The sequence below is a fragment of the Microbacterium testaceum genome (assembly GCF_006539145.1).
Taxonomy (GTDB): Bacteria; Actinomycetota; Actinomycetes; order Actinomycetales; family Microbacteriaceae; genus Microbacterium; species Microbacterium testaceum.
Genome location: NZ_BJML01000007.1, coordinates 119,625 through 146,142 on the forward strand (window position 1 = coordinate 119,625; position 26,518 = coordinate 146,142).

Annotated in this window: 28 protein-coding genes and 1 tRNA gene; 20 read left to right on the forward strand and 9 right to left on the reverse strand. The window is 70.7% G+C overall.

What is annotated here, in order from left to right; all coding sequences use genetic code 11:
* Window positions 1–12 precede the first annotated feature (12 nt).
* Window positions 13–891: a polyphosphate kinase 2 family protein gene (locus tag MTE01_RS11425; RefSeq protein ID WP_141377590.1), complete on the forward strand. Its 879-nt coding sequence runs from the start codon at window positions 13–15 to the stop codon at window positions 889–891.
* Between the two features lies 1 nt (window position 892).
* Here the strand turns inward: MTE01_RS11425 and MTE01_RS11430 are convergent, their stop codons facing one another.
* A complete protein-coding gene (locus MTE01_RS11430; protein ID WP_498043689.1) occupies window positions 893–2,167 on the reverse strand; it encodes an isochorismate synthase in 1,275 nt (424 codons plus the stop codon).
* Between the two features lie 108 nt (window positions 2,168–2,275).
* Between MTE01_RS11430 and MTE01_RS11435 the strand changes: the two genes are divergently transcribed.
* The 8 genes from MTE01_RS11435 (at window position 2,276) to arr (ending at window position 9,603) form a co-directional block, all read left to right on the forward strand.
* Window positions 2,276–2,839, forward strand: coding sequence for a DUF402 domain-containing protein (locus tag MTE01_RS11435; RefSeq protein ID WP_103205876.1), 564 nt, complete (start codon window positions 2,276–2,278; stop codon window positions 2,837–2,839).
* 9 nt (window positions 2,840–2,848) lie between these two features.
* Complete coding sequence (locus tag MTE01_RS11440; protein WP_141377593.1) at window positions 2,849–3,568, forward strand: demethylmenaquinone methyltransferase; 720 nt, start codon at window positions 2,849–2,851, stop codon at window positions 3,566–3,568.
* Between the two features lie 61 nt (window positions 3,569–3,629).
* The gene (locus tag MTE01_RS11445; RefSeq protein ID WP_103205878.1) at window positions 3,630–4,691 is read left to right on the forward strand and encodes a polyprenyl synthetase family protein; all 1,062 of its coding nucleotides are present in this window, start codon (window positions 3,630–3,632) and stop codon (window positions 4,689–4,691) included.
* 41 nt (window positions 4,692–4,732) lie between these two features.
* Window positions 4,733–6,106 (forward strand): FAD-dependent oxidoreductase, encoded by a 1,374-nt coding sequence (locus MTE01_RS11450; protein WP_116239278.1) that lies wholly within the window; start codon window positions 4,733–4,735, stop codon window positions 6,104–6,106.
* Window positions 6,107–6,305: 199 nt separating this feature from the next.
* Entirely contained in the window at window positions 6,306–7,268 is a 963-nt protein-coding gene (locus MTE01_RS11455) for an alpha/beta hydrolase (protein WP_116239277.1), read from the forward strand.
* A 20-nt stretch (window positions 7,269–7,288) separates the two neighbouring features.
* Window positions 7,289–8,992: an AMP-binding protein gene (locus tag MTE01_RS11460; RefSeq protein ID WP_141377595.1), complete on the forward strand. Its 1,704-nt coding sequence runs from the start codon at window positions 7,289–7,291 to the stop codon at window positions 8,990–8,992.
* A 47-nt stretch (window positions 8,993–9,039) separates the two neighbouring features.
* Window positions 9,040–9,180, forward strand: coding sequence for a hypothetical protein (locus MTE01_RS17095; RefSeq protein WP_170210686.1), 141 nt, complete (start codon window positions 9,040–9,042; stop codon window positions 9,178–9,180).
* A gap of 15 nt (window positions 9,181–9,195) precedes the next feature.
* Window positions 9,196–9,603 (forward strand): NAD(+)--rifampin ADP-ribosyltransferase, encoded by a 408-nt coding sequence (gene arr, locus MTE01_RS11465; RefSeq protein ID WP_141377597.1) that lies wholly within the window; start codon window positions 9,196–9,198, stop codon window positions 9,601–9,603.
* Between the two features lie 9 nt (window positions 9,604–9,612).
* On the opposite strand, the gene MTE01_RS17100 is transcribed toward arr, so the two are convergent.
* From MTE01_RS17100 to MTE01_RS11475, 3 genes are read right to left on the reverse strand one after another with little or no spacing between them, the layout of a single operon-like run.
* Window positions 9,613–9,750 carry a hypothetical protein gene (locus MTE01_RS17100; protein WP_170210687.1) on the reverse strand — a complete coding sequence of 46 codons (138 nt, stop codon included), beginning with the start codon at window positions 9,748–9,750 and terminating at the stop codon, window positions 9,613–9,615.
* Window positions 9,747–10,388, reverse strand: coding sequence for a dihydrofolate reductase family protein (locus MTE01_RS11470; RefSeq protein WP_141377600.1), 642 nt, complete (start codon window positions 10,386–10,388; stop codon window positions 9,747–9,749). The genes MTE01_RS17100 and MTE01_RS11470 overlap by 4 nt, the downstream gene beginning before the upstream one ends.
* Window positions 10,389–10,410: 22 nt before the next feature.
* A complete protein-coding gene (locus MTE01_RS11475; RefSeq protein ID WP_103205884.1) occupies window positions 10,411–10,899 on the reverse strand; it encodes a YajQ family cyclic di-GMP-binding protein in 489 nt (162 codons plus the stop codon).
* Window positions 10,900–10,987: 88 nt separating this feature from the next.
* Here MTE01_RS11475 and MTE01_RS11480 point away from each other — a divergent pair, with 88 nt between their 5' ends.
* The 3 genes from MTE01_RS11480 to MTE01_RS11490 all read left to right on the forward strand — a co-directional run bounded on the left by MTE01_RS11480 (window position 10,988) and on the right by MTE01_RS11490 (window position 12,536).
* The gene (locus tag MTE01_RS11480) at window positions 10,988–11,488 is read left to right on the forward strand and encodes an FBP domain-containing protein (RefSeq protein ID WP_103205885.1); all 501 of its coding nucleotides are present in this window, start codon (window positions 10,988–10,990) and stop codon (window positions 11,486–11,488) included.
* Window positions 11,485–12,366, forward strand: a complete 882-nt coding sequence (locus tag MTE01_RS11485) for a PfkB family carbohydrate kinase (protein WP_141377602.1) — start codon at window positions 11,485–11,487, stop codon at window positions 12,364–12,366. The genes MTE01_RS11480 and MTE01_RS11485 overlap by 4 nt, the downstream gene beginning before the upstream one ends.
* 88 nt (window positions 12,367–12,454) lie before the next feature.
* Window positions 12,455–12,536 (forward strand) — tRNA-Tyr (locus MTE01_RS11490).
* A 60-nt stretch (window positions 12,537–12,596) separates the two neighbouring features.
* On the opposite strand, the gene MTE01_RS11495 is transcribed toward MTE01_RS11490, so the two are convergent.
* Window positions 12,597–12,944: a hypothetical protein gene (locus MTE01_RS11495; RefSeq protein ID WP_103205887.1), complete on the reverse strand. Its 348-nt coding sequence runs from the start codon at window positions 12,942–12,944 to the stop codon at window positions 12,597–12,599.
* A gap of 91 nt (window positions 12,945–13,035) precedes the next feature.
* Window positions 13,036–13,404, reverse strand: a complete 369-nt coding sequence (locus MTE01_RS11500; protein WP_103205888.1) for a DUF7882 family protein — start codon at window positions 13,402–13,404, stop codon at window positions 13,036–13,038.
* A gap of 140 nt (window positions 13,405–13,544) precedes the next feature.
* Here MTE01_RS11500 and MTE01_RS11505 point away from each other — a divergent pair, with 140 nt between their 5' ends.
* A complete protein-coding gene (locus MTE01_RS11505; protein WP_174799688.1) occupies window positions 13,545–13,973 on the forward strand; it encodes a MarR family winged helix-turn-helix transcriptional regulator in 429 nt (142 codons plus the stop codon).
* Here MTE01_RS11505 and aztA read toward each other — a convergent pair.
* Complete coding sequence (aztA, locus tag MTE01_RS11510) at window positions 13,945–14,595, reverse strand: zinc ABC transporter ATP-binding protein AztA (protein ID WP_218026358.1); 651 nt, start codon at window positions 14,593–14,595, stop codon at window positions 13,945–13,947. The genes MTE01_RS11505 and aztA overlap by 29 nt on opposite strands.
* Window positions 14,596–14,651: 56 nt before the next feature.
* On the opposite strand from aztA, the gene aztB reads away from it, so the two are divergent.
* Genes aztB through aztD form a run of 4 tightly spaced genes read left to right on the forward strand, consistent with a single transcriptional unit; the run spans window position 14,652 to window position 18,890 of the window.
* Window positions 14,652–15,506 (forward strand): zinc ABC transporter permease AztB, encoded by an 855-nt coding sequence (gene aztB / locus MTE01_RS11515; RefSeq protein WP_103205891.1) that lies wholly within the window; start codon window positions 14,652–14,654, stop codon window positions 15,504–15,506.
* A gap of 33 nt (window positions 15,507–15,539) precedes the next feature.
* Window positions 15,540–16,754, forward strand: coding sequence for an ABC transporter (locus MTE01_RS11520; RefSeq protein WP_141377606.1), 1,215 nt, complete (start codon window positions 15,540–15,542; stop codon window positions 16,752–16,754).
* A 1-nt stretch (window position 16,755) separates the two neighbouring features.
* Complete coding sequence (gene aztC, locus MTE01_RS11525; RefSeq protein ID WP_141377608.1) at window positions 16,756–17,655, forward strand: zinc ABC transporter substrate-binding protein AztC; 900 nt, start codon at window positions 16,756–16,758, stop codon at window positions 17,653–17,655.
* A gap of 32 nt (window positions 17,656–17,687) precedes the next feature.
* A complete protein-coding gene (gene aztD / locus MTE01_RS11530) occupies window positions 17,688–18,890 on the forward strand; it encodes a zinc metallochaperone AztD (protein ID WP_141377610.1) in 1,203 nt (400 codons plus the stop codon).
* 3 nt (window positions 18,891–18,893) lie between these two features.
* Here aztD and MTE01_RS11535 read toward each other — a convergent pair whose 3' ends face one another.
* Entirely contained in the window at window positions 18,894–19,781 is an 888-nt protein-coding gene (locus tag MTE01_RS11535; RefSeq protein WP_141377612.1) for a LysR family transcriptional regulator, read from the reverse strand.
* A gap of 99 nt (window positions 19,782–19,880) precedes the next feature.
* Here MTE01_RS11535 and MTE01_RS11540 point away from each other — a divergent pair, with 99 nt between their 5' ends.
* On the forward strand, window positions 19,881–23,348 hold the full coding sequence (locus tag MTE01_RS11540; RefSeq protein ID WP_141377614.1) for a bifunctional proline dehydrogenase/L-glutamate gamma-semialdehyde dehydrogenase: 3,468 nt from the start codon (window positions 19,881–19,883) through the stop codon (window positions 23,346–23,348).
* A 99-nt stretch (window positions 23,349–23,447) separates the two neighbouring features.
* On the opposite strand, the gene MTE01_RS11545 is transcribed toward MTE01_RS11540, so the two are convergent.
* Window positions 23,448–24,122, reverse strand: coding sequence for a pyridoxamine 5'-phosphate oxidase family protein (locus MTE01_RS11545; RefSeq protein ID WP_141377616.1), 675 nt, complete (start codon window positions 24,120–24,122; stop codon window positions 23,448–23,450).
* A gap of 81 nt (window positions 24,123–24,203) precedes the next feature.
* On the opposite strand from MTE01_RS11545, the gene pdxR reads away from it, so the two are divergent.
* Both pdxR and MTE01_RS11555 read left to right on the forward strand, forming a co-directional pair.
* Window positions 24,204–25,643: a MocR-like pyridoxine biosynthesis transcription factor PdxR gene (gene pdxR, locus MTE01_RS11550; RefSeq protein ID WP_141377617.1), complete on the forward strand. Its 1,440-nt coding sequence runs from the start codon at window positions 24,204–24,206 to the stop codon at window positions 25,641–25,643.
* 17 nt (window positions 25,644–25,660) lie between these two features.
* Window positions 25,661–26,464 (forward strand): MerR family transcriptional regulator, encoded by an 804-nt coding sequence (locus tag MTE01_RS11555; protein WP_141377619.1) that lies wholly within the window; start codon window positions 25,661–25,663, stop codon window positions 26,462–26,464.
* Window positions 26,465–26,518: the final 54 nt, after the last annotated feature.

The window sequence follows — 26,518 nt, forward strand, 5'->3', positions numbered from 1 at the left end:
CGATGACCCTGGATGCCGCGGCAGCATGACCCCGTGACTTCCAAGAACCGCTGGTCCACGCCCGCCGCCGACGCCCTGCGGGTGGAGCCCGGGTTCCGCCTCGCCGACATCGACCCGCGCTCGACGCCCGGCTACGGCGGAGACAAGAACGACGGTCGAGCCGATCTCGAGGCGGGTCGTGCGCCGCTCGAGGACCTGCAGGAGCGTCTCTTCGCCCAGAGCGTTGCCGGCACCGCCACCGGTTCGGTGCTCCTCGTGCTCCAGGCGATGGACACCGCGGGCAAGGGCGGAATCGTGAGGCACGTCGTCGGCGCCGTCGACCCGCAGGGCGTGGAGCTCGCCTCGTTCAAGAAGCCCACCGCCGAGGAGCTCGAGCACGACTTCCTCTGGCGCATCGAGAAGCGGTTGCCCGATGCCGGACGCCTCGGCGTCTTCGACCGGTCGCACTACGAGGACGTGCTGATCGGTCGGGTGCGCGAACTCGCCCCGCGCGACGAGATCGAACGCCGTTACGGCGCCATCGTGTCGTTCGAGGCGCGGGCGGCCGAGATGGGCATCCGCGTCGTCAAGGTCATGCTGCACATCTCGAAGGACGAGCAGCGCGAGCGCCTGGGCGAGCGTCTCGAGCGTCCCGACAAGCACTGGAAGTACAACCCGTCCGACGTCGACGAGCGAAAGCTCTGGGACGCCTACATGGATGCGTACCAGGTCGCGATCGAGCGGACGTCGACGCCGATCGCTCCCTGGCACGTCGTTCCGGCGGATCGCAAGTGGTACGCCCGCCTCGCCGTCCAGCAACTGCTGATCGACGCCCTCGAAGACATCGACCCGCGGTGGCCCGCGGCCGACTACGACGTCGTGGTCGAGAAGGAGCGGCTCGCGAACTCGTGAGTCAGGCGAGTGCCTCGACGATCGGGCGGAACTTCACGCGCGTTTCGAGCAGCTCCGATTCCGGCACGCTGTCGGCGACGATGCCCGCCCCGGCGTAGGCCGTGATCGGCGCCGTGGGCGACGAGGGGGCCGCACGGTCGATCTGCGCGCACCGCAGGGCGATGGCCCACTCGCCGTCGCCCGAGGCGGCGGTCCAGCCGACCGCCCCGGCGTAGCGGCCGCGGTCGAAGGGCTCGAGGCGGCGGATGACGTCCATGGCGACGGCGGTGGGCGTACCCGCCACGGCGGCAGTGGGGTGCAGGACCGAGAGCAGGTCGAGGGAAGACGCATCCTCGCTCAGCTCGCCCTCGACGTCGGTGGCGAGGTGCCAGACGTTCGGAAGCTTGAGCGTGAAGGGTTCGTCGGCGGCGGCGAGAGCCGAGGTGTGGGGGGCGAGGGCCTTGAGCACACTCTGCACGGCGAACCGGTGCTCGTCCTGGTCCTTCGTGCTCCGCGTGAGACCCACGGATGCCGCGACGTCGGCGTCGGCGTCGCCGCCGCGCGCCACCGTGCCCGCGAGGACGCGCGCGGTGACGGTTCCGCCCGAGACGGTGACGAGGGTCTCGGGGCTTGCGCCGATCAGGCCGTCGACGGCGAAGACCCAGCAGTCCGGGTAGCCCTCGAGAAGGGAGCGCACCAGGCGACGCAGGTCGGAGCCGGCGGGAACCGTGCCGGTGATGTCGCGCGCCAGCACCACCTTTCCCACCTCGCGACGGCCGATGGCCTCGATGGCCTGGCGGACGGCATCCTGGTACTTCTCCGCCGTCTGCCTCCCGGGGCCGAGCGTGGCGGACCAGTGCGGACCGAAGGGGGATCGGGGCGGGAGCTCGGGTTCGGGCTCGTCGGGGGTGTCGTCGAAAGCGAGGCGGGTCACCCAGGCGCGACCGCTGTGCCGGCCGACGATCATCCCGGGGACGCGCAGGACGTTCTCGCGCTCGGACTGGGGGTCGAACACGAACGATCCGAAGGCGACCAGGCCGGTACCCGGGAGCTGGACGGGATCGTCGACCTCCGCGGCGGCGGCGATCGCACGCCAGCGCTCCGAGGCGGTGGCATCCCCCGGCTGCTCCCCGGTGTAGCGCAGGGTGAGGAGGTCGCCGAAGGCGGCGAGCGACTCGCCGCGGCGACTCCAGAAGAGGGGGTCGTAGGGGGTCGTGTACGCCAGGACATCGTCCATGGGGGGCAGCTCGCGCGTGATCACGCGCAGGCGCGGCACGACGTCTTCCGCGGGTTCCAGCACGTCTTTCAGCGTAGACCCGCGTTCGGCGGGCCGGAGGGACGCGGCACCGGGATGCTTCGGCGTCGAGCGAGACGCGGGCGTCCGCGCGCGTTTTAGACTCCGGACATGGATCCTCGACCCGCGCCCGGCACCCGCCTGATGTTCGAGTGGCGCAAGTGGGACGGCTCGCCGCACTGGGTGCAGGACAGTGTCTACCTCGGTTCCGACGAGTGGGGCGAGTGGTTCGGCCAGCAGGTGGGATGGCGGAGTGCTCGGCCGGGGGCCGAGTTCGTGTGTCGTCAACCGAACGTCACGCTGGTCCCGGCGACGGGCGACTGGGCCTTCACCCACAACGCCGACCCGCACCCGGTGGCCGTCTACATCGACCTGGGATGGGACGTGCGCTGGCACGATGACGGCGTGCCCCGCGGCATCGACATGGATCTCGACGTCGTCCGCCGCACCGACGAGCGCGGCACGTGGATCGACGACCGCGACGAGTGGGACGAGCACCGCGTGCGGTACGGCTACCCGGCGGAGATCGTCGCGCACCTCGAGGCGACGGCCCTCGACCTGGAACGCCGGGTGCTCTCGCGCGAGGCGCCGTTCTCCGACGCCGTGACGGGCCCCTGGCTCGAACGTCTCGCCGCGCTGGCAACCCCCGAAGACCCCTCGACGGCACGCGCCTAGACTCGACGGGTGAGCAGCGAACCCAACCGCGCCGACCTCGGCAAAGATCCGCAGCGCGTCAGCGGCATGTTCGACCAGGTGGCGGCAGCGTACGACCGCACCAACTCCGTGCTGAGCCTCGGCAACGACCGTCTCTGGCGCGTCGCCACGCTGCGCGCCGTCGCGCCGCAGCGGGGGGAGCGCATCCTCGACCTGGCGGCCGGTACCGGGACCTCGTCGATGGCGTTCGTGCCGAGTGGAGCGCACGTCGTTGCCGCCGATTTCTCGCGCGGCATGATCGAAGAGGGGCGTCGCCGTCACGGTGACGTGCCGAACCTCGAGTTCGTGCAGGCCGACGCCACCGACCTCCCCTTCGCCGACGGGGAGTTCGACGCCGTGACGATGTCGTTCGGGCTCCGCAACGTCATCGACCCGCGTCGGGCGCTCCGCGAGTTGCGGCGCGTCACGCGCCCCGGCGGGCGCATCGTGGTGTGCGAGTTCTCGCACCCGCCGTCCCGCGCGTTCAACGGGCTCTACCGCTTCTACAACGATCGCGTGCTCCCGATCGTCGCGAAGGCCGTGAGCTCCAACGCCGAAGCCTACGACTACCTCAACGAGTCGATCCGCGATTGGCCCGACCAGCCGACGCTCGCCGCGTGGATGAGGGATGCCGGGTGGGACGACGTGGCCTACCGCAACCTCACCTTCGGCATCGTCGCGCTGCACCGCGGCATCCGCCCCGCTTCCTAACCCCTGTGAACCGTCGAAAAACCGTCGGCGGGCCCTCAGCGCGCCAGGATAGGCTGAAACCGTGACCCCGAGACCGCCCGCGGCCGGCACCCGCCTGTCGGGCAAGCTGGGCCTGAGTGACCGCATCTTCGCCGGCCTGCGTTCGCGCACCCTGCTCTCCACCGTCGAGGCGGGTCTCGCGCGCGTCGAGACCGAGCTCGAGGGCGAGGTCCGCAGCGCCGACAAGCTCGCCGACGTCACCGCGCGCTACCTCTACGAGGCCGGCGGCAAGCGGGTGCGGCCCATGCTCGCGATCCTCACCGCTCAGCTCGGTCAGGGAACGACGAAAGAGGTCGTCGAGGTGGCCACGGCCCTCGAGCTGACCCACCTCGGTTCGCTGTACCACGACGACGTGATGGACGGTGCCGACAAACGCCGCGGTGTGCCGAGCGCGCAGACGGTGTGGGGCAACAACATCGCCATCCTCACCGGCGACCTCCTCTTCGCCCGTGCCAGCCAGCTCATGGCCCGCCGCGGGGAGCGCGCGATCCAGCTGCAGGCCGACACCTTCGAGCGGCTCGTCCTCGGCCAGATGCACGAGACCGTGGGCCCGCAAGAGGGCGACGAGCCCGTCGACTTCTACCTCAAGGTGCTTGCGGACAAGACGGGGTCGCTGATCGCGGCCGCCGCGCAGTCGGGGGTCATCTACTCCGGTGCGCCGGAGGAGTTCGAGCAGCCCATGGTCGTCTTCGGCGAGAAGGCCGGTGTGGCCTTCCAACTGCTCGACGACGTGATCGACCTGTCGCCCGACCCCTCCGAGACGGGCAAGGTGCCCGGCACCGACCTGCGCGCGGGCGTGCCCACCATGCCGTACCTGTTGCTCGGGCACCGCTCTGACGCGGCATCCGCCGATCTTCGTGCGCGCATCGACGAGGGCCAGCAGCGCATCGCCGCCGGAGCCGACCCCTCGGTGCTCGACGGCCCGCTGGCCGAGTTGCGCGAACACGACACCACCCACGAGACGCTGCGCCTTGCGCACCAGTGGTCGCAAGAGGCGATCGACGCCCTCGCGCCGCTGCCCGACGGCGCCGTGCGCGAGGCGCTGACGCGCTTCGCCCGCGCGGTCGCCGATCGCTCGGCCTGACCCCCCTTTCCACCCCCCCCGATCGCGATCGAGAGGAACCCATGACGAAGCTGCGCCTGGCCATCGTCGGAGCCGGCCCCGCCGGCATCTACGCCGCCGACATCCTGCTGAAGTCCGAGCGTCAGTTCGACGTGTCGATCGACCTGTTCGAGCAGCTGCCCGCGCCGTACGGTCTCGTCCGCTACGGTGTCGCTCCCGACCACCCGCGCATCAAGGGCGTCGTCACGGCGCTGCGCGAGGTGCTCGACCGCGGAGACATCCGCATCTTCGGCAATGTGCGCTTCGGCGAGGACATCACCCTCGACGACCTCAAGCAGCACTACAACGCCGTCATCTTCTCGACCGGCGCCATCCGCGACGCCGACCTCGACATCCCCGGCATCGACGCCGACGGCTCCTACGGCGCCGCCGACTTCGTCAGCTGGTTCGACGGCCACCCCGACGTGCCGCGCGAGTGGCCCCTCGAGGCGGAGTCGGTCGCGGTGATCGGCAACGGAAACGTGGCGCTCGACGTGACCCGCATGCTGGCCAAGCACGCCGACGACCTCCTGCCCACCGAAGTGCCCGACAACGTGTACCAGGGGCTCAAGGCCTCGCCCGTCACCGACGTGCACGTCTTCGGCCGTCGCGGTCCGGCGCAGGTGAAGTTCACGCCGCTCGAGCTGCGCGAATTGGGCGAGCTGCGCGACGTCGACATGGTCGTGTACGACGAGGACTTCGACTACGACGAGGCGTCGCTCGCCGCGATCCAGACCAACAAGCAGGTCAAGGTCATCGACCGCGTCCTGCAGCAGTGGCGCACCCGCCCGGGCGTGAACAACGCCGGCGGAGAGGCGTCGCGCCGTCTGCACCTGCACTTCTGGGCGAAGCCCGTCGAGGTCGTGAAGGATGCCGGGGGCCGCGTCGCCGCGTTCCGGTACGAGCGCACGAAGCCCGACGCCGAGGGTGGTGTCGTCGGCACCGGCGAGATCCGCGAGGTACCCATCCAGGCGCTGTATCGCGCGGTCGGCTACTTCGGATCGCCGCTGACGGGCGTCCCCTTCGACGAGCAGCACGGCGTCATCCCGAACCACGAGGGTCAGGTGCTGTCCGCCGACTCGAACGAGCGGATCCCCGGCGTCTACGCCACCGGCTGGATCAAGCGCGGCCCCGTCGGCCTCATCGGACACACCAAGTCGGATGCCATGGAGACGGTGCGCCACGTCATCAACGACGCGAGTGAGTGGTGGCAGCCCGCGCACCCCGAAGAAGACGCGATCCCGGCCCTGCTCGAGCAGCGCGGCGTGCGCTGGACCGACCTCGAGGGCTGGCACCGCCTCGACGAGCACGAGATGGCCTTGGGTGCGCCGCACGAGCGTGCGCGCATCAAGGTGGTTCCGCGCGACGAGATGATCGCGATCTCGCGCGGCGAGTAGACCTCTCGATCGAACCGCCCCGTCTTCGGACGGGGCGGTTCGCGTTCGTCTTACGGGCCGCGTGTGCGCAACTCCTGAGACATGGCGCCGAGAACGACGCCAACCGCCCTGTCGAGTCCGCTGGGCGGTGCGCCTCAGGAGTTCGATGCGGCTTCGGCAGCCCCTCGTGTGCGCGAAGCGCCCGCCGTAGGCTGGCGCGATGGGGGAGTGGCATCCGGATATCCTCGGCGACGGGTTCGAACAGCAGACCCTGCCGCTCGGCAGCGATACCGAGGGCGAGGTCGTCGCTACCCTCGTGCGCTCGCGTCCCCACCCCGGTGCCCGTCTGTTCGGCGAACTGCGTGAGACAGACGTGCTGTACGTGCACGGGTGGTCGGACTACTTCTTCCAGGCCGATCTCGCGCGGTTCTTCACCGACCGCGGTGCCCGATTCTGCGCCCTGGACCTGCGCAAGTACGGCCGGAGTCTGCGACCCGGTCAGACCCCGGGCTACGTTGCGGCGCTCGACGTGTACGACGCCGACATCGAGGCAGCCCTGGATGCCATGGGCACCAAGAGCGCGGGGCGGCGCCTCCTGCTGCTCGGGCACAGCACCGGGGGGCTCACGCTGACCCTGTGGGCGGCGCGGCATCCGGGTGTCGCCGATGCCCTCGTGCTCAACAGCCCGTGGCTCGAGCTGCAGCTCGGCCCGCTCGGACGCCAGGCGCTCGCGCCGATCGTGAACGCGCGCGCTCGCTTCGACCCGCTCGGCACGCATCCGGTCGTCGACCTCGGCTTCTACACGCGCGCCCAGCGCGAGCTGGGCACCCTCCCCGACGGTCCCGAGGGGTGGCGCCCGGCCCAGGGGTTCCCGACCCATCCCGGCTGGCTCGCCGCGATCATCGCGGGTCATGCGCGGGTGGCATCCGGGGTCGATGTCGGGTGCCCGACGCTGGTGCTGCTGTCGGCCCGATCGACGGTGACGCTCGGATGGAGCGACGCGATGCGCGAGACCGACTCGGTGCTCGTGGTCGACGACATCGCGCGCGCCGCCACCCGCATCGCCCGCACCGTCACCATCTCGCGCATCGAAGGGGCGGTGCACGACGTGTTCCTGTCGGCGCCGGCCGCGCGCGCCGCGGCCTTCGACGCGCTCGGATCCTGGGTGGGACGGATAGCGTAGAACGCGATCGAAGGAGCACCATGATCCCCACCGACGCGTCCGCCACCGAGCGCTACCGGGCCGCTCGAGACGAACTCCTCGCCGCGCGGACCGACCCCGAGCAGGCGGCGTCCTTCCGCTGGCCGACCTTCGACGGTGCGTTCAACTGGGCGATCGACTGGTTCGACCCGATGGCGCGGGGCAATGACGCGCCCGCGCTCATCGTCGTGGACGACGACGGCACCCACCACCAGCGCAGCTTCGACGAGCTGGCGCGCCGCTCCGACCAGGTCGCGGCGTGGCTGGCATCCCGCGGTGTCCGTCGCGGCGAGTCGGTGCTGCTCATGCTCGACAATCGCGTCGAGCTCTGGGAGGCGATGCTCGCGATCATGAAGATCGGCGGGGTCATCGCCCCGACCACCACGGCTCTTGGCCGGGTCGATCTCGCCGACCGCATCGTGCGTGCCGAGATCCGGCACGTCGTGGTCGGAGCGGCCGACGCCGACAAGTTCGACGACCTGCCCGAGGGACTGGGCCGCATCGTCGTGGGCGGCGAGTACGCCGGCTGGGCGACGTACGACGACGCGTTCCACACGGATGCCGAGCCGGCCCGGCATCCGGGGACCACCGCCGAAGACCGCCTCCTGCTCTACTTCACTTCGGGCACCACGTCGAAGCCCAAGCTCGTCGAGCACACGCATTCGTCGTACCCGGTCGGCCACCTCAGCACGATGTACTGGCTCGGGCTGCAGCCCGGCGACGTGCACCTCGCCATCAGCTCGCCGGGGTGGGCGAAGCACGCGTGGAGCCTGTTCTTCGCCCCCTGGATCGCGGGGGCGACCGTGCTCGCCCTGAACTACTCGCGGTTCTCGGCCGAGCGGCTGCTGTCGGAGCTCGAGAACGACCGCGTGACGACCTTCTGCGCGCCGCCGACCGTGTGGCGCATGCTCATCCAGGCGGATCTCACCGGGCGCCGCGGTGCGCTTCGCGAGGTCGTCTCGGCCGGCGAGCCGCTGAACCCCGAGGTCATCGCCTCGGTGCAGCGGGCGTGGGGCCTCGACATTCGCGACGGCTACGGGCAGACCGAGATGACCGCCGTGGTGGCGAACACGCCCGGCGCCCCGCTCGTGCCGGGATCGATGGGACGCCCCCTTCCCGGATGCCCGATCGTGCTCGTCGACCCGGTGACCGGTGAGCGCGTCGACGAGGGCGAGATCTGCATCGACCTCACCGAACGTCCGGTGAACCTCATGACCGGCTACGTGGGCGACCCCGAGCGCAACGCCGAGGCCTTCGCCGACGGACTCTTCCACACGGGCGATGTCGCGCGCCGCGACGAGACCGGCAGCATCACCTACATCGGGCGCACCGACGATGTGTTCAAGGCGTCGGACTACAAGATCAGTCCGTTCGAGCTCGAGAGTGTGCTCATCGAGCACCCCGCCGTGATGGAGGCCGCCGTCGTGCCCGCCCCCGACGAACTGCGGCTCGCCGTGCCGAAGGCGTACATCGTGCTCGCCGCGGGCCGTGAGGCGGGTCAGGAGGTCGCGCTCGACATCCTGCGCTTCGCGCGCGAACGGCTCGCTCCGTTCCAGCGCGTGCGCCGCGTGGAGTTCTTCGACCTGCCCAAGACCATTTCGGGCAAGATCCGCCGGGTCGAGCTGCGCCAGCGCGAAGAGGCCGTCGCGCGCGGCGAGATCACCTGCGAGGAGTGGACGGATGCCGCCCTGCGGGGCGATCGCTGACGTGCAAGCCCCTCGCGCCGGCCACCCCGGCGTGTCACCATCGACAGATGGACAAGGACAAGAAGCAGCCGTTCGAGAACCCGACCGTCGACGACGACAGCGACATGCCCTCGCGCACCGAGCAGCGCAACGTCGGCCGTGAGACCGAGCGCGAGATCACGCAGATGATCAACGGCATCGAGGGCTGACGGCCCCTCGTGCCGATGGTCGAACCCCTCGACACCGGGCCGTTCTTCCACGGGACGAAGGCCCACCTCGCTGTGGGCGATCTGCTCACGCCCGGGTTCCGGTCGAACTACCGGCCCGAGGCCGTCATGAACCACGTGTACTTCACCTCGCGTCTGGACGGTGCGGGCCTGGCCGCGGAGATCATTCCGGGTGACGGGCCGCCCCGCGTCTACGAGGTCGAACCGACGGGCGCGTTCGAGGACGATCCCAACGTGACCGACAAGAAGTTCCCCGGCAACCCCACGCGGTCGTTCCGCAGTGCGGCGCCCCTGCGGATCGTCGCCGAGCGCGGCGACTGGACGCGCCTGACACCCGAGGCTCTCGCGGCCTGGCGCGAGAGGCTGACGACGATGCGCGACGAGAACGCCGAGATCATCAACTGACGGATGGGCTCAGTCGGGCTCGGTCGTGCGGATGAGGCCGCAGGTCACGCACGACCACGCCACGAGGAACCTCTCGTCGTCGAGCACCTCGAACCGCAGGGGGTCACCGCACGTGGGGCAGCGGGGCAACCCGTCGGGAGTGCTCACCGCGCGAACGTGACGTGGACGACGCCGCTCTCGGCGACCTCGCTCGTCACGGTGTACCGCGTGTCCAGCTCGCGCAGCTCGTCCCACAACCGACCTCCGCGGCCCAGGATCACGGGTCGGACGGCCACGTGGAGGCGGTCGACGAGGTCGGCGGCGAGAGCGGCCCGGACGGTCGACAGTCCGCCTCCCACGCGCACGTCCGCGTCGCCGGCGAGAGCGCGTGCTCGGGCCACGGCATCCGTGATGCTCTCGGAGAAGAACTCGAAACGCGTGCCGTTGGCGAAGGCGAGGGGGGCGCGCTCGCGATGGGTCAGCACGATCACCGGAACATGGAACGGCGGGTCGTCTCCCCACCAGCCGCGCCAATCCGGATCGTCGGGGAAGGAGTGGAGTCCGAACATGGCCGCGCCCATGACCTCGGCTCCGACGCCCTCGAAGTATGCCGCGGCATACCGGTCGTCGATACCGGTGGTCCCGGCGCCCGAGGTGTCGCCGAAGACACGCGCGCGGAACGTCCGGGTCGCCATGTAGTCGGCGACCAGGCGCCCCCAGTCCTCGCCCATCGGATTCTCCGGCGAGGGGTCAGCGGGCATGGCCACCCCGTCGAGCGAGATGTTCAGATCGACGCGGACGGCCATGGCATCCCTCCGGCTGTGGGGCTCAGCGGTAGTTCGTGAACTGCAGGTCGACGTCGAGGTCGGCGGCCTTGAGGATGCGCTGCACTTCCTGCAGGTCGTCGCGCGACTTGGACTGCACGCGCAGCTCGTCGCCCTGGATCTGCGACTTGACGCCCTTGGGGCCCTCATCGCGGATGATCTTGTTGACCTTCTTGGCGTTCTCTTGCGAGATGCCCTCTTTCAGCGTGGAGGTGATGCGGTACTCCTTGCCGCTCTGCACGGGCTCGCCGGTCTCGAGGCTCTTCAGTGAGATCCCGCGCTTGATGAGCTTGGTCTGGAAGACGTCGAGCACGGCGTTGGCGCGCTCCTCGGAGTTCGCCTTGATGACGATCGACTCGCCGCTCCAGGCGATGGACGCATCGGTGCCCTTGAAGTCGTACCGCTGCTCCACCTCTTTGTGCGCCTGGTTGAGCGCGTTGTCGGCTTCCTGCCGGTCGATCTTGGAGACGATGTCGAACGAAGAATCAGCCATGGATCGATTCTATTCGCGACCCCCGCGTCGACACCCCCTCGACATCGTCCGACCCACACGGGTAGAGGCGCTCGTAGACTCGGATGCCATGCGAGCACTCACCGAAGAAGAGGTGCGGGCTGCGTTCGTCAACGCCGCCCCCGAGGAGCTGAGGGTCGTCGAGCTTCCGCACGACTTCGTCCTGACCGACTGGGACCACCTCGACTTCCTGGCGTGGCGCGATCCGCGCACGCGCGGACGCGGCTACATCCTGACCGAGGCCGACGGAGAACCCGCCGCGATCGTGCTGCGCGCGGCCGAGGGACAGTCGCGAGCGCGGTCGGCGATGTGCAACCTCTGCCACACGATGCAGCCCGGCGACCAGGTGTCGCTGTTCACCGCGCGCAAGGCCGGAGACGCGGGCGAGCACGGCGATACGGTCGGCACCTACATCTGCGCCGACATGTCGTGCCACGAGACCGTGCGCCTGGCGGCTCCGCTCGCCCCGAGCGAGATCCGCGCGAGCGTCGACCGCAAGATCGACGGCACCAAGCGCCGCACCGAAGACTTCGTCGCCCGCGTGCTCGACACCGCCGAGGTCCCGCGATGACCGGCCGGGTGGTCGTGATCGGCGATGCGCTGATCGACGAGATCCGCGACGAGACCGGCGTTCGCGAGTTCGTCGGCGGCGCCGGGCTCAATGTGGCCGTGGGCCTCTCGCGGCTCGGGGTGCCGGCATCCCTCATCGCCATGGTCGGCGACGATGCGCCGGGCGAGAAGATCCGCGCCTTCCTCGACGAGCACGATGTCGAACTGCTCGCGAGCCCCGCGGAGCACGGTTCGTCGCGCGCCGTGAGTACGCGTTCGCCGGGCGGCGAGCCCGAGTACGTCTTCAACGAGGCAGCCCAGAACCGTCGTGTGGCGTACGGCGAGGCCGAACGCGCCGCAATCGCCGCGGCGCCGATGGTCGTGGTCAGTTGCTTCCCCTTCGACGATCCCGAGCAGACCTCCCTGCTGGTCGAGGCGACGGCCTCGCCCTCGACGCCCCTCGCGATCGACCCCAACCCGCGCAGTGGCATGTTGCACGACCGTGCCGAGTTCGTCCGCGGCTTCGAGCGGGCGGCATCCGGGGCTCTGATCGTGAAGGTCGGCGAGGACGACGCGCAGCTGCTGTACGACGGACCGCTCGACGACCTGCGCGCGCGACTGGTCGACCTGGGTGTGGGTGCGGTGCTCGCCACGTACGGCGCGGGCGGGGCCGCGATCGACGCGGCCGGTAGCTCGGTGTCGCGCCCGATCTCGGATCTGCCCGGCCGCATCGTCGACACGATGGGCGGAGGAGACGCGGTGCTCGCGACGACCGCCGCTCTCGTGCGCGACCGGCTTCCCGCGGATGCGGGGGAGTGGGATGCCGTGCTCTCGCGGGCCATGGACGTCGCCGCCGCGACCTGCCGGCACGAGGGTGCCCTGCTGCGCACGCCCGAGTGACCGGGATGGTTTCGAGCATCCCTCGCGGGATAGTAGAGTGGTCTATCGCGCCTCCGGTCGACTGAGAAAGCCGGACGGGTGCGCACCTGGCGAGTTACCCAAGCGGCCAAAGGGATCTGACTGTAAATCAGACTGCATTGCATTCGGGGGTTCGAATCCCTCACTCGCCACCGAGAAAGAAAAGGGCACCCGATCGGGTGCCCTTTTTCGTTCCGGATGCGACGTCCGGATCACCTCGCGGCGAGCAGTGCTTTCGACTTCGCCTCGAGGAAGCTCACGAGTGCGCCGAGCACGTTGACCTCGTTGCCGAGGTTGACCAGGGCGACAGCCCCGAGCTCGATGGTGGCGTCCCGCGCCTCCATCGTCGCCTTCCACGCGCCGTCCTCGCCCGTGATGGGCTGCAGGTACGTGATGGTCTTCGCCTCGGTGAGGTCGACGACGATCAGCCCGGTGTCGGGGTCGGTGTCGTCCTCCTGATCCAGGACGCGGATGTCGCTGCCCGTCAGGTAGCCGAGCGTGCGGAATTCTGTCAGCCACGCCTCGAGCAGTGCTTTGTCGAGCAGAGTGCGTACCGGCACGGGCCTCTCCGATCCATTCGCGCGAATGTGTCGCACCCCCACAGTATGCACGGTGCGGGGTCGGGCGGCATCGGGCTGGCTCGAAATGGTATCAAGCAGCGCGTATGGAACGGCCGGCGGGGCGCGTGACGCGTGCGGGGGCGTGGACGGCCTGTTCGGCGGTCTCCCACGTGCGCGTGTCGATGACGAGACCCGAGGCGGCGTTCGCCTGGTCGGCGAGGGAGCGGAGGTATTCCCCAACGAGCTGCTCCGGTTCGACGGCGTCGAAGACGAAGCGCAGGGGAATCGAGGGCTGCAGCCAGATGGTGGAGCGGCCGGTCTCTTCGGCCGTGCCCGTCCACGTCAGGGTGAAGGACTCACCGCGTCGGAGCTTGGTCGAGGTGATCACCTTGATGTATCCCATCAGGCGATCGGGCAGAACGATCGGGTTCAGATCCGATCCGTAAAACAACGTGGCCATGACGATCTCCTTCGCTTGGGGTCGCGGGCTAATCTTTAAGGTAGCACGTATTTCACAGATTTAATTAATTACGCAAAATATTCGAGATGTTCACTATGGTGGAGGTGTGGCCGGCCGGGCCGGAAGGGGAAGTGGCGGAAATGACACAGTCCTCTGCGTTGACAGTGGCGCTCGACGAGTACGTCGGAGCACGAGATGAGATCGCCGCGAAGGCGCGAATCGACCTCGGTGTGAGCGAGCTCGAGGCGGCGGCTCTGCGCTGCATCGGCGACGAGCCGGGCATCCGTCCGTCGCACCTGCGATCGCGTCTCGGGGTGACGCCGGCAGGTGTCACCACCCTCGTCGATCGCCTCATCGGCCGCGGGTTGCTGCGCCGCGAACTCGACGCGGACGACCGGCGCGTGAACCACATCTATCTCGAGATCGACCTCACCGTGGAGCCCTGGGCCGGTCTGCGCCGCTTCCCGACCGAGGTCGAAGCCGCCGTGCTGTTGGAGCCGCGCGAGGTCGCCGAGGCCGCCGCCGCCCTCCTCCACCGCATCACGGAACGGGTGCGTACGCGGGTCTGAGTCGGCCCGCCTCGAGGCGGACCACGACGTCGGCCTCGGCGATCAGCCTCTCGTCGTGGCTGACGCACGCGACGGTCGCACCTCGGCCGATCTCGTCATCGATCGCCGAGCGGTTCAGCTCCGCGCTCTCCGCGTCGAGTCCCGTGGTCGGCTCGTCGAGCAGCAGGATGTCGGCTCTGCGCGCGAGGCCCTGCGCGAGAAGCGCGCGCTGGCGCTGCCCTCCGGACAGGGAGGAGAACGGACGCCGACTCAGGTGCGCCACGTCGAGCCGACGCATCGCCTGGTCGATCGCCTCTCGATGGGTGCGCCCCAGGCGGCGGAACGGGCCGACGCGGCCCCACGCCCCCACGGTCACCACATCGCGGACGGTGAGGGGGAGGTGTTCCGCGACGGCGGCACGTTGGGGGACGAAGGCGATCGACCGGTCGCCGGTCTCGATCGTCCCGGATGACGGCGGGCGCGCGCCCGCGAGGACTTCGAGCAGCGTCGACTTGCCCGCGCCGTTGGGGCCGACGATCACGGTGAGCGCCGCTGGGGGCAGGTCGAGGTCGACGCGATCGAGGGCGACCGTTCCGGGGAACTCGACGCGGAGACCGCGAGCGCGCAGGGCGGAGATCGTCATGGGCTCCATCATATGAGTTTGATAACCGTTCTCAGTTAACGCTACGGTCGAACATCGTGTCCTGGCTCACCGATCCCTTCTCGCTCGAATTCGTTCAGCGTGCCCTCCTCGGCGGCGTGCTCGTCGCGGTGCTGTGCGCGGTGGCCGGTACCTGGGTGATCGTGCGGGGTATGGCCTTCCTCGGCGAGGCGCTCGCGCACGGCATGCTCCCCGGTGTGGCCCTGGCCACGGTGCTCGGCGTGCCGGTGCTGATCGGGGCGGCTCTCAGCGCCGTCGTGATGAGCCTCGGCATCGGCGCCGTGCAGCGGCGCGCGAAGCTCTCGTACGACACGAGCATCGGCCTGCTGTTCGTCGGCATGCTCGCGCTCGGCGTGATCGTGATCTCCCACGCGCGCAGCTTCGCGACGGATGCCACGGCCATCCTCTTCGGCGACATCCTCGCCGTCACGAGTGCCGATCTCGTCGTCCTCGCGGTGGCGGTGGTGGTCGGAATCGCCGCCGTGACCTTGACGCACCGCTCTCTCGTCGCGCTCGCGATCGACGAGCGCGTCGCGCGAGTGCTGGGCCTCGGCCCGCGCCTCGCACAGACCGTGCTGGTCGGTCTGGTGACCCTGGCGGTCGTGGCCTCGTACCAGGCCGTCGGCTCGCTGCTCGTCGTGGGGCTGCTCGTCGCTCCCGCCGTCGCGGCGCGGCAGTGGACCGAACGCATCCCCTCGACCATGGTGCTCGCGGCCGGTATCGGTGCGGTCGCCGTCGCGGGCGGGCTGCTCGTGTCGTGGCACGCCGCGACGGCGGCCGGAGCGACGATCGCCGCCACCGCGATCGTGGCCGCGGGCGTCTCGTGGCTGCTGCGCCTCGCGACGAACGAGGTGCGTCGTCGCGTTCCCGCCCTCCTGCCTGTACCCGCCTGACGTTCCTTCCCGTTCCCCCTGGAAAGCCCCCCCATGCTCCCTCCCACCCGACGCCTCGCGCCCCTCGGCGCTCTTCTGCTCGTCGCCCTGGCCGGCTGCGCCGCCCCGTCTGCGCCGTCCGCGGCGACCTCCACCCCTCTCGTCGACGCGCACGGTCAGATCGACGGCGCCGCAGAGCTCGCCGAGCCCGCGCTCGGGCTCACCTCGATCGACGCCGACGGCCGGGTCTCGCACCTCGACCTCCTCGACGAGTCGACGGCCGACCTCGGAACCGTCCGCGCGCCCGCGGCGGTGCATTCCGACGGTCGCTACCTCTTCTCCGCCGATGCGGACGGCGTCTCGATCGTCGACAGCGGGGTGTGGACGTGGGATCACGTCGACCACTTCCACTACTACCGGGCTCCCGCCCGGGTGGTCGGCGAGGTCGCGGGCGAGGGCGTGGCCACGGTGGCGACCTCCAATTCGTCGACCACGGGCGGCACGGGGGTGTTCTTCCCCGACTCCGGTGAGGCGGTCCTGCTCGACACCGAGGCGCTGTCGAAGGGCGAAGTGGCCGAGAAGTTCCGCGTGACCACGGAGCCGGGCGCGGGTCTCGTCGTCCCCGCCGGGTCGTTCGCGGCGATCGCCGCCGCCGGGCAGGTGTCGCTGCACGCGGCGGACGGCACGGCCCTGGGGGCGACCACCCCGTGCGCGGATCCCGCGGGTACCATCACGACACGCGTCGGAGCGGTGATCGGATGCCGTGACGGCGCCGTGCTCGTGAGTGTCGACGGCGAGCAGCCGGTCGCCGAGGTCATCGCCTACCCGCCCGGGACCACCGCGCCCCGCGCCACGGCCTTCCACAATCGCGAGGGACGACCGAGCGTCGCCGCTCTCGCGGGCGACGCCGGCGTCTGGATCCTCGACACCCGCGAGCGTGCGTGGACACTCCTGGCCGCCCCCGAGCCGCTCGTGCAGGTCACCGCCGTCGACGACAAGAACGCGAACCTCCTGGCCCTCACCGCCGGTGGGCGGGTGCTGGTGCTGAACGGCGACACCGGCGCGGTGCGCGCGGCATCCGACCCCCTGGTCTCGGGGAGTCTCGCCGCGGGCCAGCCGGTGACCCTCGTCGCCGACCAGCAGCGCGCCTACCTCAACGGGCCGGCCGAGAACCGGATGTGGGAGATCGACTTCGCCGACGGCGCACGCATCGCGCGCGAGTTCACCCCCGAGCGCACGCCGCTCTTCTTCGCAGAGACGGGACGCTGACATGCGCCGGATCCTCGCCGTCCTCGCCGCGGCCGCCTTGCTGTGCCTCGCCGGATGCAGCGGTACCGCGGCATCCGATCGTCCCCTGGTGGTGGTGACCACCAACATCCTCGGCGACGTCGTGTCGAAGCTGGCCGGCGACGACGTCGAGGTCCTGACGCTCATGCGACCGGGGGCCGACCCGCACTCGTTCGAGATCTCCGCCGCCGAGGCCGCGCGCATGCGCTCGGCCGACCTGCTGGTCGCCAACGGGCTCGGTCTCGAGGAGGGCCTGCAGCAGCACCTCGACGCCGCGGCCGCCGACGGGGTGGACACGGTCGTCGCCGGCGACGTGGTCACCGTGCTGCCGTACACCTCGGCCGATGCGGAGGGAGCCGACGATCCGCACTTCTGGACGGATCCCGCGCAGATGATCGCCGTGGTCGACCGGCTCGCGCCCGTGCTCGAAGGTCTGGGCGGAGCGGAGGTCGCCGAGCGTTCGGTCGCCTATCGCGCACAGCTCGAGAAGCTCGATGCCGACATGACCGCGGCCTTCGCCGCGATCCCCGCCGAGCGGCGCGCCCTCGTCACCAACCATCACGTGTTCGGCTACCTCGCCGATCGCTTCGACTTCCGCCTCATCGGGGCGGTGATCCCCGGCGGGACGACCCTCGCCGCTCCGAGTACGAGCGACCTCGCCGACCTCGTCGCGGCCATCGACGAGGCGAAGGTGCCGACGATCTTCGCCGAGTCCTCGTCTCCCGACCGGCTCGTACGCGCGCTCGCCGAAGAAGCCGACCGCCACGTCGAGGTGACCGAGCTGTTCACCGAGTCGCTCACCGACGCTTCGGGCGACGCCCCCGACTACCTGACCATGATGCGCGTCAACACGGAGCGCATCGCCACCGGGCTCTCTCCCTGACGAGACCCACCCCACCGAAGAAAGAGACACCAATGCGCAGCTTCTCCCTGCCCCGCGCGGGCCTTGTCGCCCTCGCGATCGGCGCCACCGTCACCCTGTCGGCCTGCGCCGGCGGCACCGCTCCCGGGTCCGCCGCCCCGGCGTCGACCGCCCCCGCTGACGCGGCTACGCGCGTCGCGCTGTCATACCCCGGCGGCATCCTGGTGCTGGACGGTCAGACCCTCGAGACCGTCGGCGACTTCCCGTCGGAGGAGTTCACCCGCCTGAACTCCGCCGGCGACGGCCAGCACATCATGGTGACCATGAGCGAGGGCTTCCAGGTTCTGGATGCCGGGACCTCGGCCGCCGAGCCCGAGCTCACCGACCTCGTCTTCCCGGCGTCGAAGCCCGGTCACGTGGTGACGCACGGAGGAAAGACGGTGCTCTACGCCGACGGCACGAGCGACTCGACGATCTTCGACACCGATGCCCTGCTGGCATCCACCGAGTCCCTGCCCGCGGTCGAGACGGTTCCGGGCGTCGAGGCGCACCACGGTGTGTCGATCGTGCTCGAGGACGGCTCGTTCGTGACCACCGTGGGCAACGCCAACGGTCGCACGGGCATCGTGGTGAAGGATTCCTCGGGTGCGACGATCGCCGATAACGCGGCCTGCCCGGGTGTGCACGGTGAAGGCACCGCCAAGGACGAGGTCGTCGTCTTCGGGTGCGACAACGGCGCTCTCGTGCTCGACGAGGGTCAGATCACCAAGATCGAGGCCTTCGACCAGCCATACGGACGCTCGGGCAACATGTTCGTGAGCGAGACCAGCCCGCTCGTGCTCGGCGACTACAAGGACGACCGTGACGCCGAGGGTTACCTGCTGCACCGCGTCTCCGTCGTCGACACGGCCGCCAAGACGCAGACCGTCATCGACATGCCCGCAGGGGCCGAGTACACCTTCCGTGACCTGGCGCGCGGTCCGCGGGATATGGGATACGTCCTGGCCTCTGACGGTGCGATCCACGTGCTCGACCTCGAGAAGGGGACGTTCACCGACGCCTTCCCCGTGATCGACGCGTGGGAGGGCCCGGCGGAGTGGCAGGACGCGCACCCCGCCATCAAGGTCTCGGGCGACATCGCCTACGTGACCGAGCCCGCGAAGAACGCCGTGCACGCGGTCGATCTCACCACCGGTGAGGTCGTGAAGAGCGTCACCCTCGAGAAGACGCCGAACGAGATCGCGCTGACGCGCTGACCGTCACCGACCGCCCCGGTCGTACGCCACCTGCAGTGCTCCGCGCACCGCGCGTACGCCGGGGCGGTCGGCCGTTCCTCGACGGACGGCCGTGAACACCTCGCGTCGCGGCTGGCCCGGCAGGCCCACGAGTCGCACGGGCGGCGTCTCACCCGCGAAGACGAGATCGGGGATCATGCCGACGGCATGACCGGATGCCACGAGCCGGGCGTGCGCGGTCAGGTCGGCCATCTCGAAGCGCACGTCGGGCTCGAACCCGGCGGCGCGGCACTGCTGCGTGGCCCACTGCCGGGCGGCGGTGCCCACCGGCTCCATGACCCAGGCGCGCTCGCGCAGGTCCTCCAGGTTCTGCGCCGGATCGTCGCTCGAGACGGCGAGACGGATGGCATCCCGCCCCAGCAGGCTGCGCTCGAGACCCTCGCGGTGCTCGCGCGTGTGACCCGGGTACTGCTCTGCGACGACGAGATCGAAACCGCGCGCCGCGACCTCGAACAGCCCCTCCTCGGGAGCGAGTTCGGCCACCTCGATGCGCAGCTGCGGCTCGCTCTCGGCCAGGGCGTCGAGGGCTCCGGGGAGCAGGCCGTGGGCGGCGGACTGCATGACCGCCACCCGCACGGGTGCCAGCGATGGACGCATGTGCTCCAGCTCGGCGCGGGCTGCCTCGTCGGCGGCGAGCATGCGCGCCGCGTGGGCGGCGAGGGCGGCTCCCTGCGCGGTGAGGCGCACGCGACGGCCGTCGGGCTCGAGCAGGGGCACCCCGGCCTCCTTCTCGAGCAGGGCGAGCTGCTGTGAGATGGTCGACGGACTGTACGACAGGGCGTCGGCGACGGCGGCGAGAGTGCCCCGCACCGACAGCTCGTGCAGCAGGCGCAGACGGCGCAGATCGAACATGGCATCCCTTCGGCTCTGTCGAACAGTATGCGTCAGGAATCATCGCTTTTCTCGAACGAATGCTCGCTCCACACTGAGAGCATCCGAGGAAGGATCGCCATGTCGCTCACCGATGCCCCCGACACGACGTCGGCCCCCACGTCCGGCCCCACCCCCGCCGCTCCGGTCGCCCCCGCCGACCTCGCCGACGACGCGATCGCCCTCGTGCGCCGCTGGCTCGCCGAGAGTCGGAACGAGCCCGTCGACGCCGCCGCTCAACGCCTCGCGGGTGTCTTGCGCGACCCGCACGGCCTCGACTTCACCGTCGGTTTCGTCGACGGCGTCGTGCGCCCCGAAGACGTGCGCGTCGCCGCGCGCAACCTCGCCGCCCTCACCCCGCTCATCCCGGGCTTCCTGCCGCTGCACCTCAAGGCGGCGATCCGCTTCGGCGCCCTCGCCGCGCCGATCCTCCCGCAGGTCGTCGTACCCGCCGCCCGCACGGCACTGCGCTCGATGGTGCGCCACCTCATCGTCGACGCGACCGACCGCAAGCTGGGCGAGGCCATCACCTCGATCCGCGGCCGGGGAGACGGCATCCGTCTCAACGTCAATCTTCTCGGCGAGGCGATCCTCGGCAAGAAGGAGGCCGCGCGCCGTCTGGCCGGCACCCGCAAGCTCCTCTCGCGCGACGACGTCGACTACGTCTCGATCAAGGTCTCGTCGACCGTCGCCCCGCACACGCCGTGGGCCTTCGACGCCGCGGTCGCCGATGCGGTCGCCGCCCTCCGCCCCCTCTACCGCGTGGCGAAGGAGACGGGGACCTTCCTCAATCTCGACATGGAGGAGTTCAAGGACCTCGACCTCACCCTCGCCGTCTTCGAGACGCTGCTGTCGGAGGACGAGTTCCGCGGCGTCGAGGCGGGCATCGTGCTGCAGGCGTACCTGCCCGACGCACTCGCCGCCATGATCCGCCTGCAGAAGTGGACCGCCGCGCGCGTGGCATCCGGGGGCGCCCCCATCAAGGTGCGGGTCGTCAAGGGCGCGAACCTGCCGATGGAGCGGGTGGATGCCGACGTGCACGACTGGCCGCTCGCCACCTGGCCGTCGAAGCAGGCGACCGACGCCTCGTACAAGGCGGTCCTCGATTACGCGCTGCGACCCGAGCACACGACCAACGTGCGAATCGGCGTCGCCGGTCACAACCTCTTCGACGTCGCCCTGGCCTGGCTCCTCGCCGAGCGGCGCGGGGTGACCGAGGGCATCGACGTCGAGATGCTCCTCGGCATGGCGACCGCGCAGCAGGCGGTCGTGCGTCGCACGGTCGGTTCGATCCTGCTCTACACCCCCGTCGTGCACCCGCAGGAGTTCGACGTGGCGATCGCGTACCTCATCCGCCGCCTCGAAGAGGGCGCCTCGAGCGAGAACTTCATGTCGGCGGTGTTCGACCTCGACACCCACGCGGCGCTGTTCGCTCGCGAGCGCGACCGCTTCCTGGCATCCCTCGCCGACATGCCCGAGGGCGTTCCCGCCTCGAACCGCGTGCAGGACCGCTCGTCCGAGGCCGCTCCCGCGCCGACCCACGGTTTCCGCAACACCCCCGACTCCGACCCGGCGATCGCCGCGAACCGCGACTGGTCACGCGCGATCATCCAGCGCATGGAGGGCTCCGCCCTGGGGCGCGACACCATCGCCGCGCACACGGTCACCGACGAATCGGCGCTGAACGCGGTGATCCAGGATGCCGCCGACTCGGCCGCCGCCTGGCGCGCGCTCGGAGCCGCCGGCCGCGCCGAGATCCTGCACCGCGCCGGCGACGTGCTCGAGAAGCACCGCGCCGACCTGCTCGAGGTCATGGGCGCCGAGTGCGGAAAGGTCATCGAGCAGAGCGACCCCGAGGTGTCGGAGGCGATCGACTTCGCGCACTACTACGCCGAGCAGGCGCGGACGCTGGAGAACGTGGACGGGGCGACCTTCACCCCGGTCGGTGTGACCGTGGTCACCCCGCCGTGGAACTTCCCCGTCGCCATCCCCGCGGGTTCCACTCTCGCCGCGCTCGCCGCCGGCTCCGCCGTGGTCATCAAGCCGGCGGTGCTCGCCGAGCGCTCCGGCGCGGTCATGGTCGAGGCGCTGTGGGAGGCGGGCGTCCCTCGCGAGGTGCTGAAGCTCGTACAGCTGTCCGAGAACGACCTGGGTCGCCAGCTGCTCACCCACCCCGCCGTCGGGCGGGTCGTGCTCACCGGCGCCTACGAGACGGCCGAGCTCTTCCGCTCGTTCCGCCCCGACCTGCCGCTGCTCGCCGAGACGAGCGGCAAGAACGCCGTGATCGTCACGCCCAGCGCCGACCTCGACCTCGCGGCCAAGGACGTGGCGATGTCGGCCTTCGGTCACGCGGGACAGAAGTGCTCCGCGGCATCCCTCGTCGTGCTCGTCGGCTCGGTCGCCCGTTCGCGCCGCTTCCGCGACCAGCTGGTCGACGCCGTCACCTCGCTCGAGGTCGGCCTGCCGTGGGACGAGGCCTCGCGCGTCGGACCGCTCATCGAGCCCGCGAACGGCAAGCTGCTGACGGCCCTCACGAGCCTCGAGCCCGGCCAGCGCTGGGTGGTCGAGCCGCAGAAGCTCGATGACGAGGGGATGCTGTGGCGTCCCGGCATCCGCGAGGGCGTGCAGCCCGGCAGCGAGTTCCACCGCACCGAGTACTTCGGGCCCGTGCTCGGCATCATGACCGCCGAGACCCTCGACGACGCGATCGAGATCGTCAACGCGATCGAGTACGGCCTCACCTCGGGCCTGCACGCGCTCGACGAGGCCGAGATCCAGCAGTGGCTCTCGCGCATCGAGGCCGGCAACGTCTACGTCAACCGCGGCACCACGGGTGCGATCGTGCAGCGCCAGCCGTTCGGCGGATGGAAGAAGTCGGCCGTCGGCGCGGGCACCAAGGCCGGCGGGCCCCACTACCTGTCCGGCTTCGGAACGTGGGCGGATGCCGAGGTGTCCGGCCCCTCCCGACCGGACGCCCTCGCCGCCGCCGCCGTGGCCGCCGTGCCCGCGCGCGATCGCGAGTGGCTGGCATCCGCCCTCTCGAGCGACGCCGCCGCGTGGGCCGCTGAGTTCTCGCTGGCTCGCGACGTGACGGGTCTGGAGTCGGAGCAGAACGTCCTCCGCTACGCGGCGGTGCCGGTCACCGTGCGCCTCGAGGACGCGTCGGAGGCCGCGCTCGTGCGAGTGGTCGCCGCCGGGGTCCGGGCGCGCTCCACCGTGACCGTCAGCGCCGCGCGCGAGCTGTCGCCCGCCGTCCGCGCGTGGCTCGAGGGTGTGGGCGTCCGCGCCGCCGTCGAGGACACCGCCGACTGGAGCCGCCGCGCGGCACGTCTGGTGCGCACCGGTGGGCGTGTGCGCCTGCTCGGGGGCTCGCCGGCAGTTCTCGCCGAGGCCACCGGCGGTTCGCCCGCGGTCGCGGTGTACGCCGGTGAGGTCACCCGTGCCGGGCACGTCGAACTGCTGCCGTTCCTGCGCGAGCAGGCCGTGTCGATCACGGCCCACCGCTTCGGCACGCCCCGGCGGTACGAGGTGCCGCCGCTGGTCGGCTGATCCTCCCGACGACGGGGCCGTTCCCTCGGGGACGGCCCCGTCGCCACGTCCGGGAGCGGATTCACGCCCGACGTGAGCGTCGACGGAACCGGGCCGCGGCTACGACATGCCCGCCGCCGAAACCCGTTCGGCCGCTCGGCGCACGGAGTCCGGAACCGCCACGCCCGCCGCGGTCTGAGCCGAGGTGACGGGCTCACCGGCGACCGCTCGCAGCGGCAGCATGCCCGCCCAGACCGACCGGTCCTCGCCATCGTCGTCGACCTCGACGAGCGAGCCGGCGTTGTCCTTCACGCTCGCCTCCGTCAGCGGAACGCGCAGCACCAGGGTCGCGGCGATCTCCCGCGCGGTCATCGGACGCACGTCGGCACTGCGCCCCGGCATGAGGTGTTCCGACAGCGTGAGCAGGGCTGCTTCTTTCTCTTCGGGAGGGACGACGGATGCCACGGCGTGCACGACCGCGCAGCGATACCGCATCGAGCTGTCGAAAAGCGAACGCGCATACTTCAGGCCCATCAGGTGCGTGATCGTGAGGCTCACGGGGGCACCCGCGGCGATGCGGCGGAAGAAGTCGCTGCCCGTCGAGCCGTGGATGAGCAGATCGTCGCCGTCGCGGCCGATCCCCACCGGCAGAGCCACCGGCCGGTCGTCGCGCACGATGGCGAGGGTGGCATAGAGGGCTGCGTCGATCACGTCGTAGAGGGCGGCGCGGTCGGTGCGCTGGTGGTGTGCGCCGCGACGCACGCGGGTCAGGGCGGTGAGGGGGAGGTCGGTCATGACACCATTCCAGGTGAACGGCTGGTCCAGCGCGTAGTCCGCTTTTCGCGGATGTCGATAGACCAGTGAGAGGGTGGGGGCATGATCTCCGCCGGCATCCTGGATCGCGATTCCGACGTGCCCCTCCACGAGCAGCTCGCGCACAACCTGCGCGCAACCATCGTGGCCGGGCGAGCGAGCGGGGGAGATGCGGTTCCCTCGACTCGCGCTCTCGCGGCCGATCTGGGGATCGCGCGCGGCACCGCGGTCGCCGCGTACGAGATCCTCGCGGGGGAGGGCTACCTCTCGACCCGCCCCGGCGGGAGGACCGTCGTGGCCGAGGTCGTCGGCTCGTCGACCCGCCCGGTCGAGAGGGGAGACCACGCTTCTGCGAAGACGGCTCCGGCCGTCGTCGACCTGCGCCCCGGGCGCCCCCACACCACCGGTATCGCCGATGCCGCATGGCGCTCGGCCTGGCGGCGGGCGGGGGGTGTCGATCCGGTATCCGACGTCGACGACGTGCGCGGCCACCCGCCTCTGCGCGACCAGATCGCCCGGCACCTCGGACGCACCCGCGGGCTCGACGTCGTGCCCGACGAGGTCATCGTGACCGCGGGGACGAGCGACGCGGTGCTGTTGACGGTGCTCGCTCTCACGCCCCGGAACGTCGGCCGCCCGCTCCGCGTGGGCATCGAGAACCCGGGGTATCCGCGCGTCCGTCGCATCCTGCACCGGCTTCGGGTCGAGGTGGTGCCGTTCCCGGTACGCCTCGACGACGGTCTCGATCTCGACGCCGTCGAGGCCCGCGCCGACCTGGACGCCCTCGTCGTCACCCCTCACCATCACTACCCCCTCGGAACACGGCTGGATGCCGCTGCCCGCGCGCGACTGCTCACCTGGGCCGCGCGCACCGGCGCGGTGATCGTCGAAGACGACTACGACAGCGAGTTCCCCCACGGTCGCGCGCCGCTGCCCCCGCTCCACCTGCTCGATCCGGGGCGGGTCGTCATGATCGGCACCCTGTCGAAGGTCCTCAGCCCGTCGCTGCGGAGCGGGTGGATCGTCGCCACCGGCGAGCTGCGCGATCGCCTCGTCGCGACGCGGGCCGACCTCGACCCGCCGGTCTCGCAGGTGCAGCAGCGCGCCCTGGCCCTGTACCTCGGCGAGGGCGCGCTCGCGCGGCACACCGCTCGTCGCCGGCGCGACTACCGTCACCGTCGCCGCCTTCTGCTGGAGGCCTTCGCCGGGATCGACGGGGTCGAGCTCACCGCGACGGACGGCGGGCTGCACGCCGTGGTCCTGCTGCCCGTCGCCGGGGCCGCGACCGAGCAGGCTGTGGTCGACCAGCTCGCAGCCCGCGGCATCCTGGTGTCGCCCCTCTCCGGGTATGCGGTGCCGGGGGCCGCCGTCGATGTGCCCGCGGGAATCGTGTTCGGCTACGCCGAGCCGTCGACGCCGGTGCTGATGACCGCCGTCGCGGAACTCATCGCGATCGTGCGCGCCGTCGCTTCTGGGCCGCGACTTGACCCTGACACGGTGTGAGGAAGGAGAACAGAAGCATGTTGTCCATCGGAGCGTTCGCGCAGATCGGCCAGGTGACCCACCGGATGCTCCGGCACTGGGACAGCGCCGGTCTGCTCGTGCCCGCGCACGTGGACGAGCACAGCGGTTACCGCTCGTACGATCCGTCGCAGCTCGAGAGGCTGCACCGAATCGTGGCGCTGCGGCAGCTCGGCTTCGGCCTCGACGACGTCGCCTCGATTCTGAACCAGGGTGTGGGTGCCGATCGCATCGCGGTGCTGCTGCGGGAGCGTCGCGTCGAGGTGGAGCGTGAGCATCGGATCGCCGCCGCACGGCTCGTCGACGTGGAGCGGCGCCTCCACCTCATCGAGAGAGAAAAGCACATGCGAGAGATCGAGATCGTCCAGAAGTCACTGCCTGCCCTCCGCCTTGCCGCCCGTCGTCGCCTGGTGGCCGACGGCGCGGAGATGGCGGACGTCGTCGGACCGGCCTTCGACGCCGTCGCCGCAGTCATCGGTGCGGAGAAGGGAGCACTCGACACCCCCGTCGCGCAATACGCGGTTCGCGAGGACGGCACGGAGGTGATCGCCGGGTATCTCTATCTCGGAACAGTGCACGACGGCATAGAGATCGTCGAACTCCCCGCCGTCGAGATAGCCGTGTGCGGCATCCATCTGGGATCGATGGAACGGATCGGTGAGAGCTGGCAGTCCATCCACGCGCAGATCCTCGACCGCGGGTACGTGCCATCGGGACCCTGCCGCGAGCTGTACATGCGGGCCGAGTCCGACGACCAGTCCGACTGGGTGACCGAACTGCAGCAGCCGGTCGTCGTGGTCTGAAGCCACGACCCTCGCACCCCGGGGCGTCGTGCGGACTCCGACGCCGACGTGCCG

What these genes read in the sequence shown, in the direction of transcription:
- MTE01_RS11545 (WP_141377616.1), bottom strand. Translation starts at nt 24,122, where the DNA reads ATGACCGACCTCCCCCTCACCGCCCTGACCCGCGTGCGTCGCGGCGCA.
- MTE01_RS11540 (WP_141377614.1), top strand. Translation starts at nt 19,881, where the DNA reads ATGTCGCTCACCGATGCCCCCGACACGACGTCGGCCCCCACGTCCGGC.
- MTE01_RS11460 (WP_141377595.1), top strand. Translation starts at nt 7,289, where the DNA reads ATGATCCCCACCGACGCGTCCGCCACCGAGCGCTACCGGGCCGCTCGA.
- MTE01_RS11475 (WP_103205884.1), bottom strand. Translation starts at nt 10,899, where the DNA reads ATGGCTGATTCTTCGTTCGACATCGTCTCCAAGATCGACCGGCAGGAA.
- MTE01_RS11435 (WP_103205876.1), top strand. Translation starts at nt 2,276, where the DNA reads ATGGATCCTCGACCCGCGCCCGGCACCCGCCTGATGTTCGAGTGGCGC.
- MTE01_RS11450 (WP_116239278.1), top strand. Translation starts at nt 4,733, where the DNA reads ATGACGAAGCTGCGCCTGGCCATCGTCGGAGCCGGCCCCGCCGGCATC.
- MTE01_RS11555 (WP_141377619.1), top strand. Translation starts at nt 25,661, where the DNA reads ATGTTGTCCATCGGAGCGTTCGCGCAGATCGGCCAGGTGACCCACCGG.
- MTE01_RS11520 (WP_141377606.1), top strand. Translation starts at nt 15,540, where the DNA reads ATGCTCCCTCCCACCCGACGCCTCGCGCCCCTCGGCGCTCTTCTGCTC.
- aztC (WP_141377608.1), top strand. Translation starts at nt 16,756, where the DNA reads ATGCGCCGGATCCTCGCCGTCCTCGCCGCGGCCGCCTTGCTGTGCCTC.
- MTE01_RS11500 (WP_103205888.1), bottom strand. Translation starts at nt 13,404, where the DNA reads ATGGCCACGTTGTTTTACGGATCGGATCTGAACCCGATCGTTCTGCCC.
- arr (WP_141377597.1), top strand. Translation starts at nt 9,196, where the DNA reads ATGGTCGAACCCCTCGACACCGGGCCGTTCTTCCACGGGACGAAGGCC.
- MTE01_RS11505 (WP_174799688.1), top strand. Translation starts at nt 13,545, where the DNA reads ATGACACAGTCCTCTGCGTTGACAGTGGCGCTCGACGAGTACGTCGGA.
- MTE01_RS11485 (WP_141377602.1), top strand. Translation starts at nt 11,485, where the DNA reads ATGACCGGCCGGGTGGTCGTGATCGGCGATGCGCTGATCGACGAGATC.
- MTE01_RS11470 (WP_141377600.1), bottom strand. Translation starts at nt 10,388, where the DNA reads ATGGCCGTCCGCGTCGATCTGAACATCTCGCTCGACGGGGTGGCCATG.
- pdxR (WP_141377617.1), top strand. Translation starts at nt 24,204, where the DNA reads ATGATCTCCGCCGGCATCCTGGATCGCGATTCCGACGTGCCCCTCCAC.
- aztA (WP_218026358.1), bottom strand. Translation starts at nt 14,595, where the DNA reads ATGACGATCTCCGCCCTGCGCGCTCGCGGTCTCCGCGTCGAGTTCCCC.
- MTE01_RS11455 (WP_116239277.1), top strand. Translation starts at nt 6,306, where the DNA reads ATGGGGGAGTGGCATCCGGATATCCTCGGCGACGGGTTCGAACAGCAG.
- MTE01_RS11425 (WP_141377590.1), top strand. Translation starts at nt 13, where the DNA reads ATGCCGCGGCAGCATGACCCCGTGACTTCCAAGAACCGCTGGTCCACG.
- aztD (WP_141377610.1), top strand. Translation starts at nt 17,688, where the DNA reads ATGCGCAGCTTCTCCCTGCCCCGCGCGGGCCTTGTCGCCCTCGCGATC.
- MTE01_RS11535 (WP_141377612.1), bottom strand. Translation starts at nt 19,781, where the DNA reads ATGTTCGATCTGCGCCGTCTGCGCCTGCTGCACGAGCTGTCGGTGCGG.
- MTE01_RS17095 (WP_170210686.1), top strand. Translation starts at nt 9,040, where the DNA reads ATGGACAAGGACAAGAAGCAGCCGTTCGAGAACCCGACCGTCGACGAC.
- MTE01_RS11480 (WP_103205885.1), top strand. Translation starts at nt 10,988, where the DNA reads ATGCGAGCACTCACCGAAGAAGAGGTGCGGGCTGCGTTCGTCAACGCC.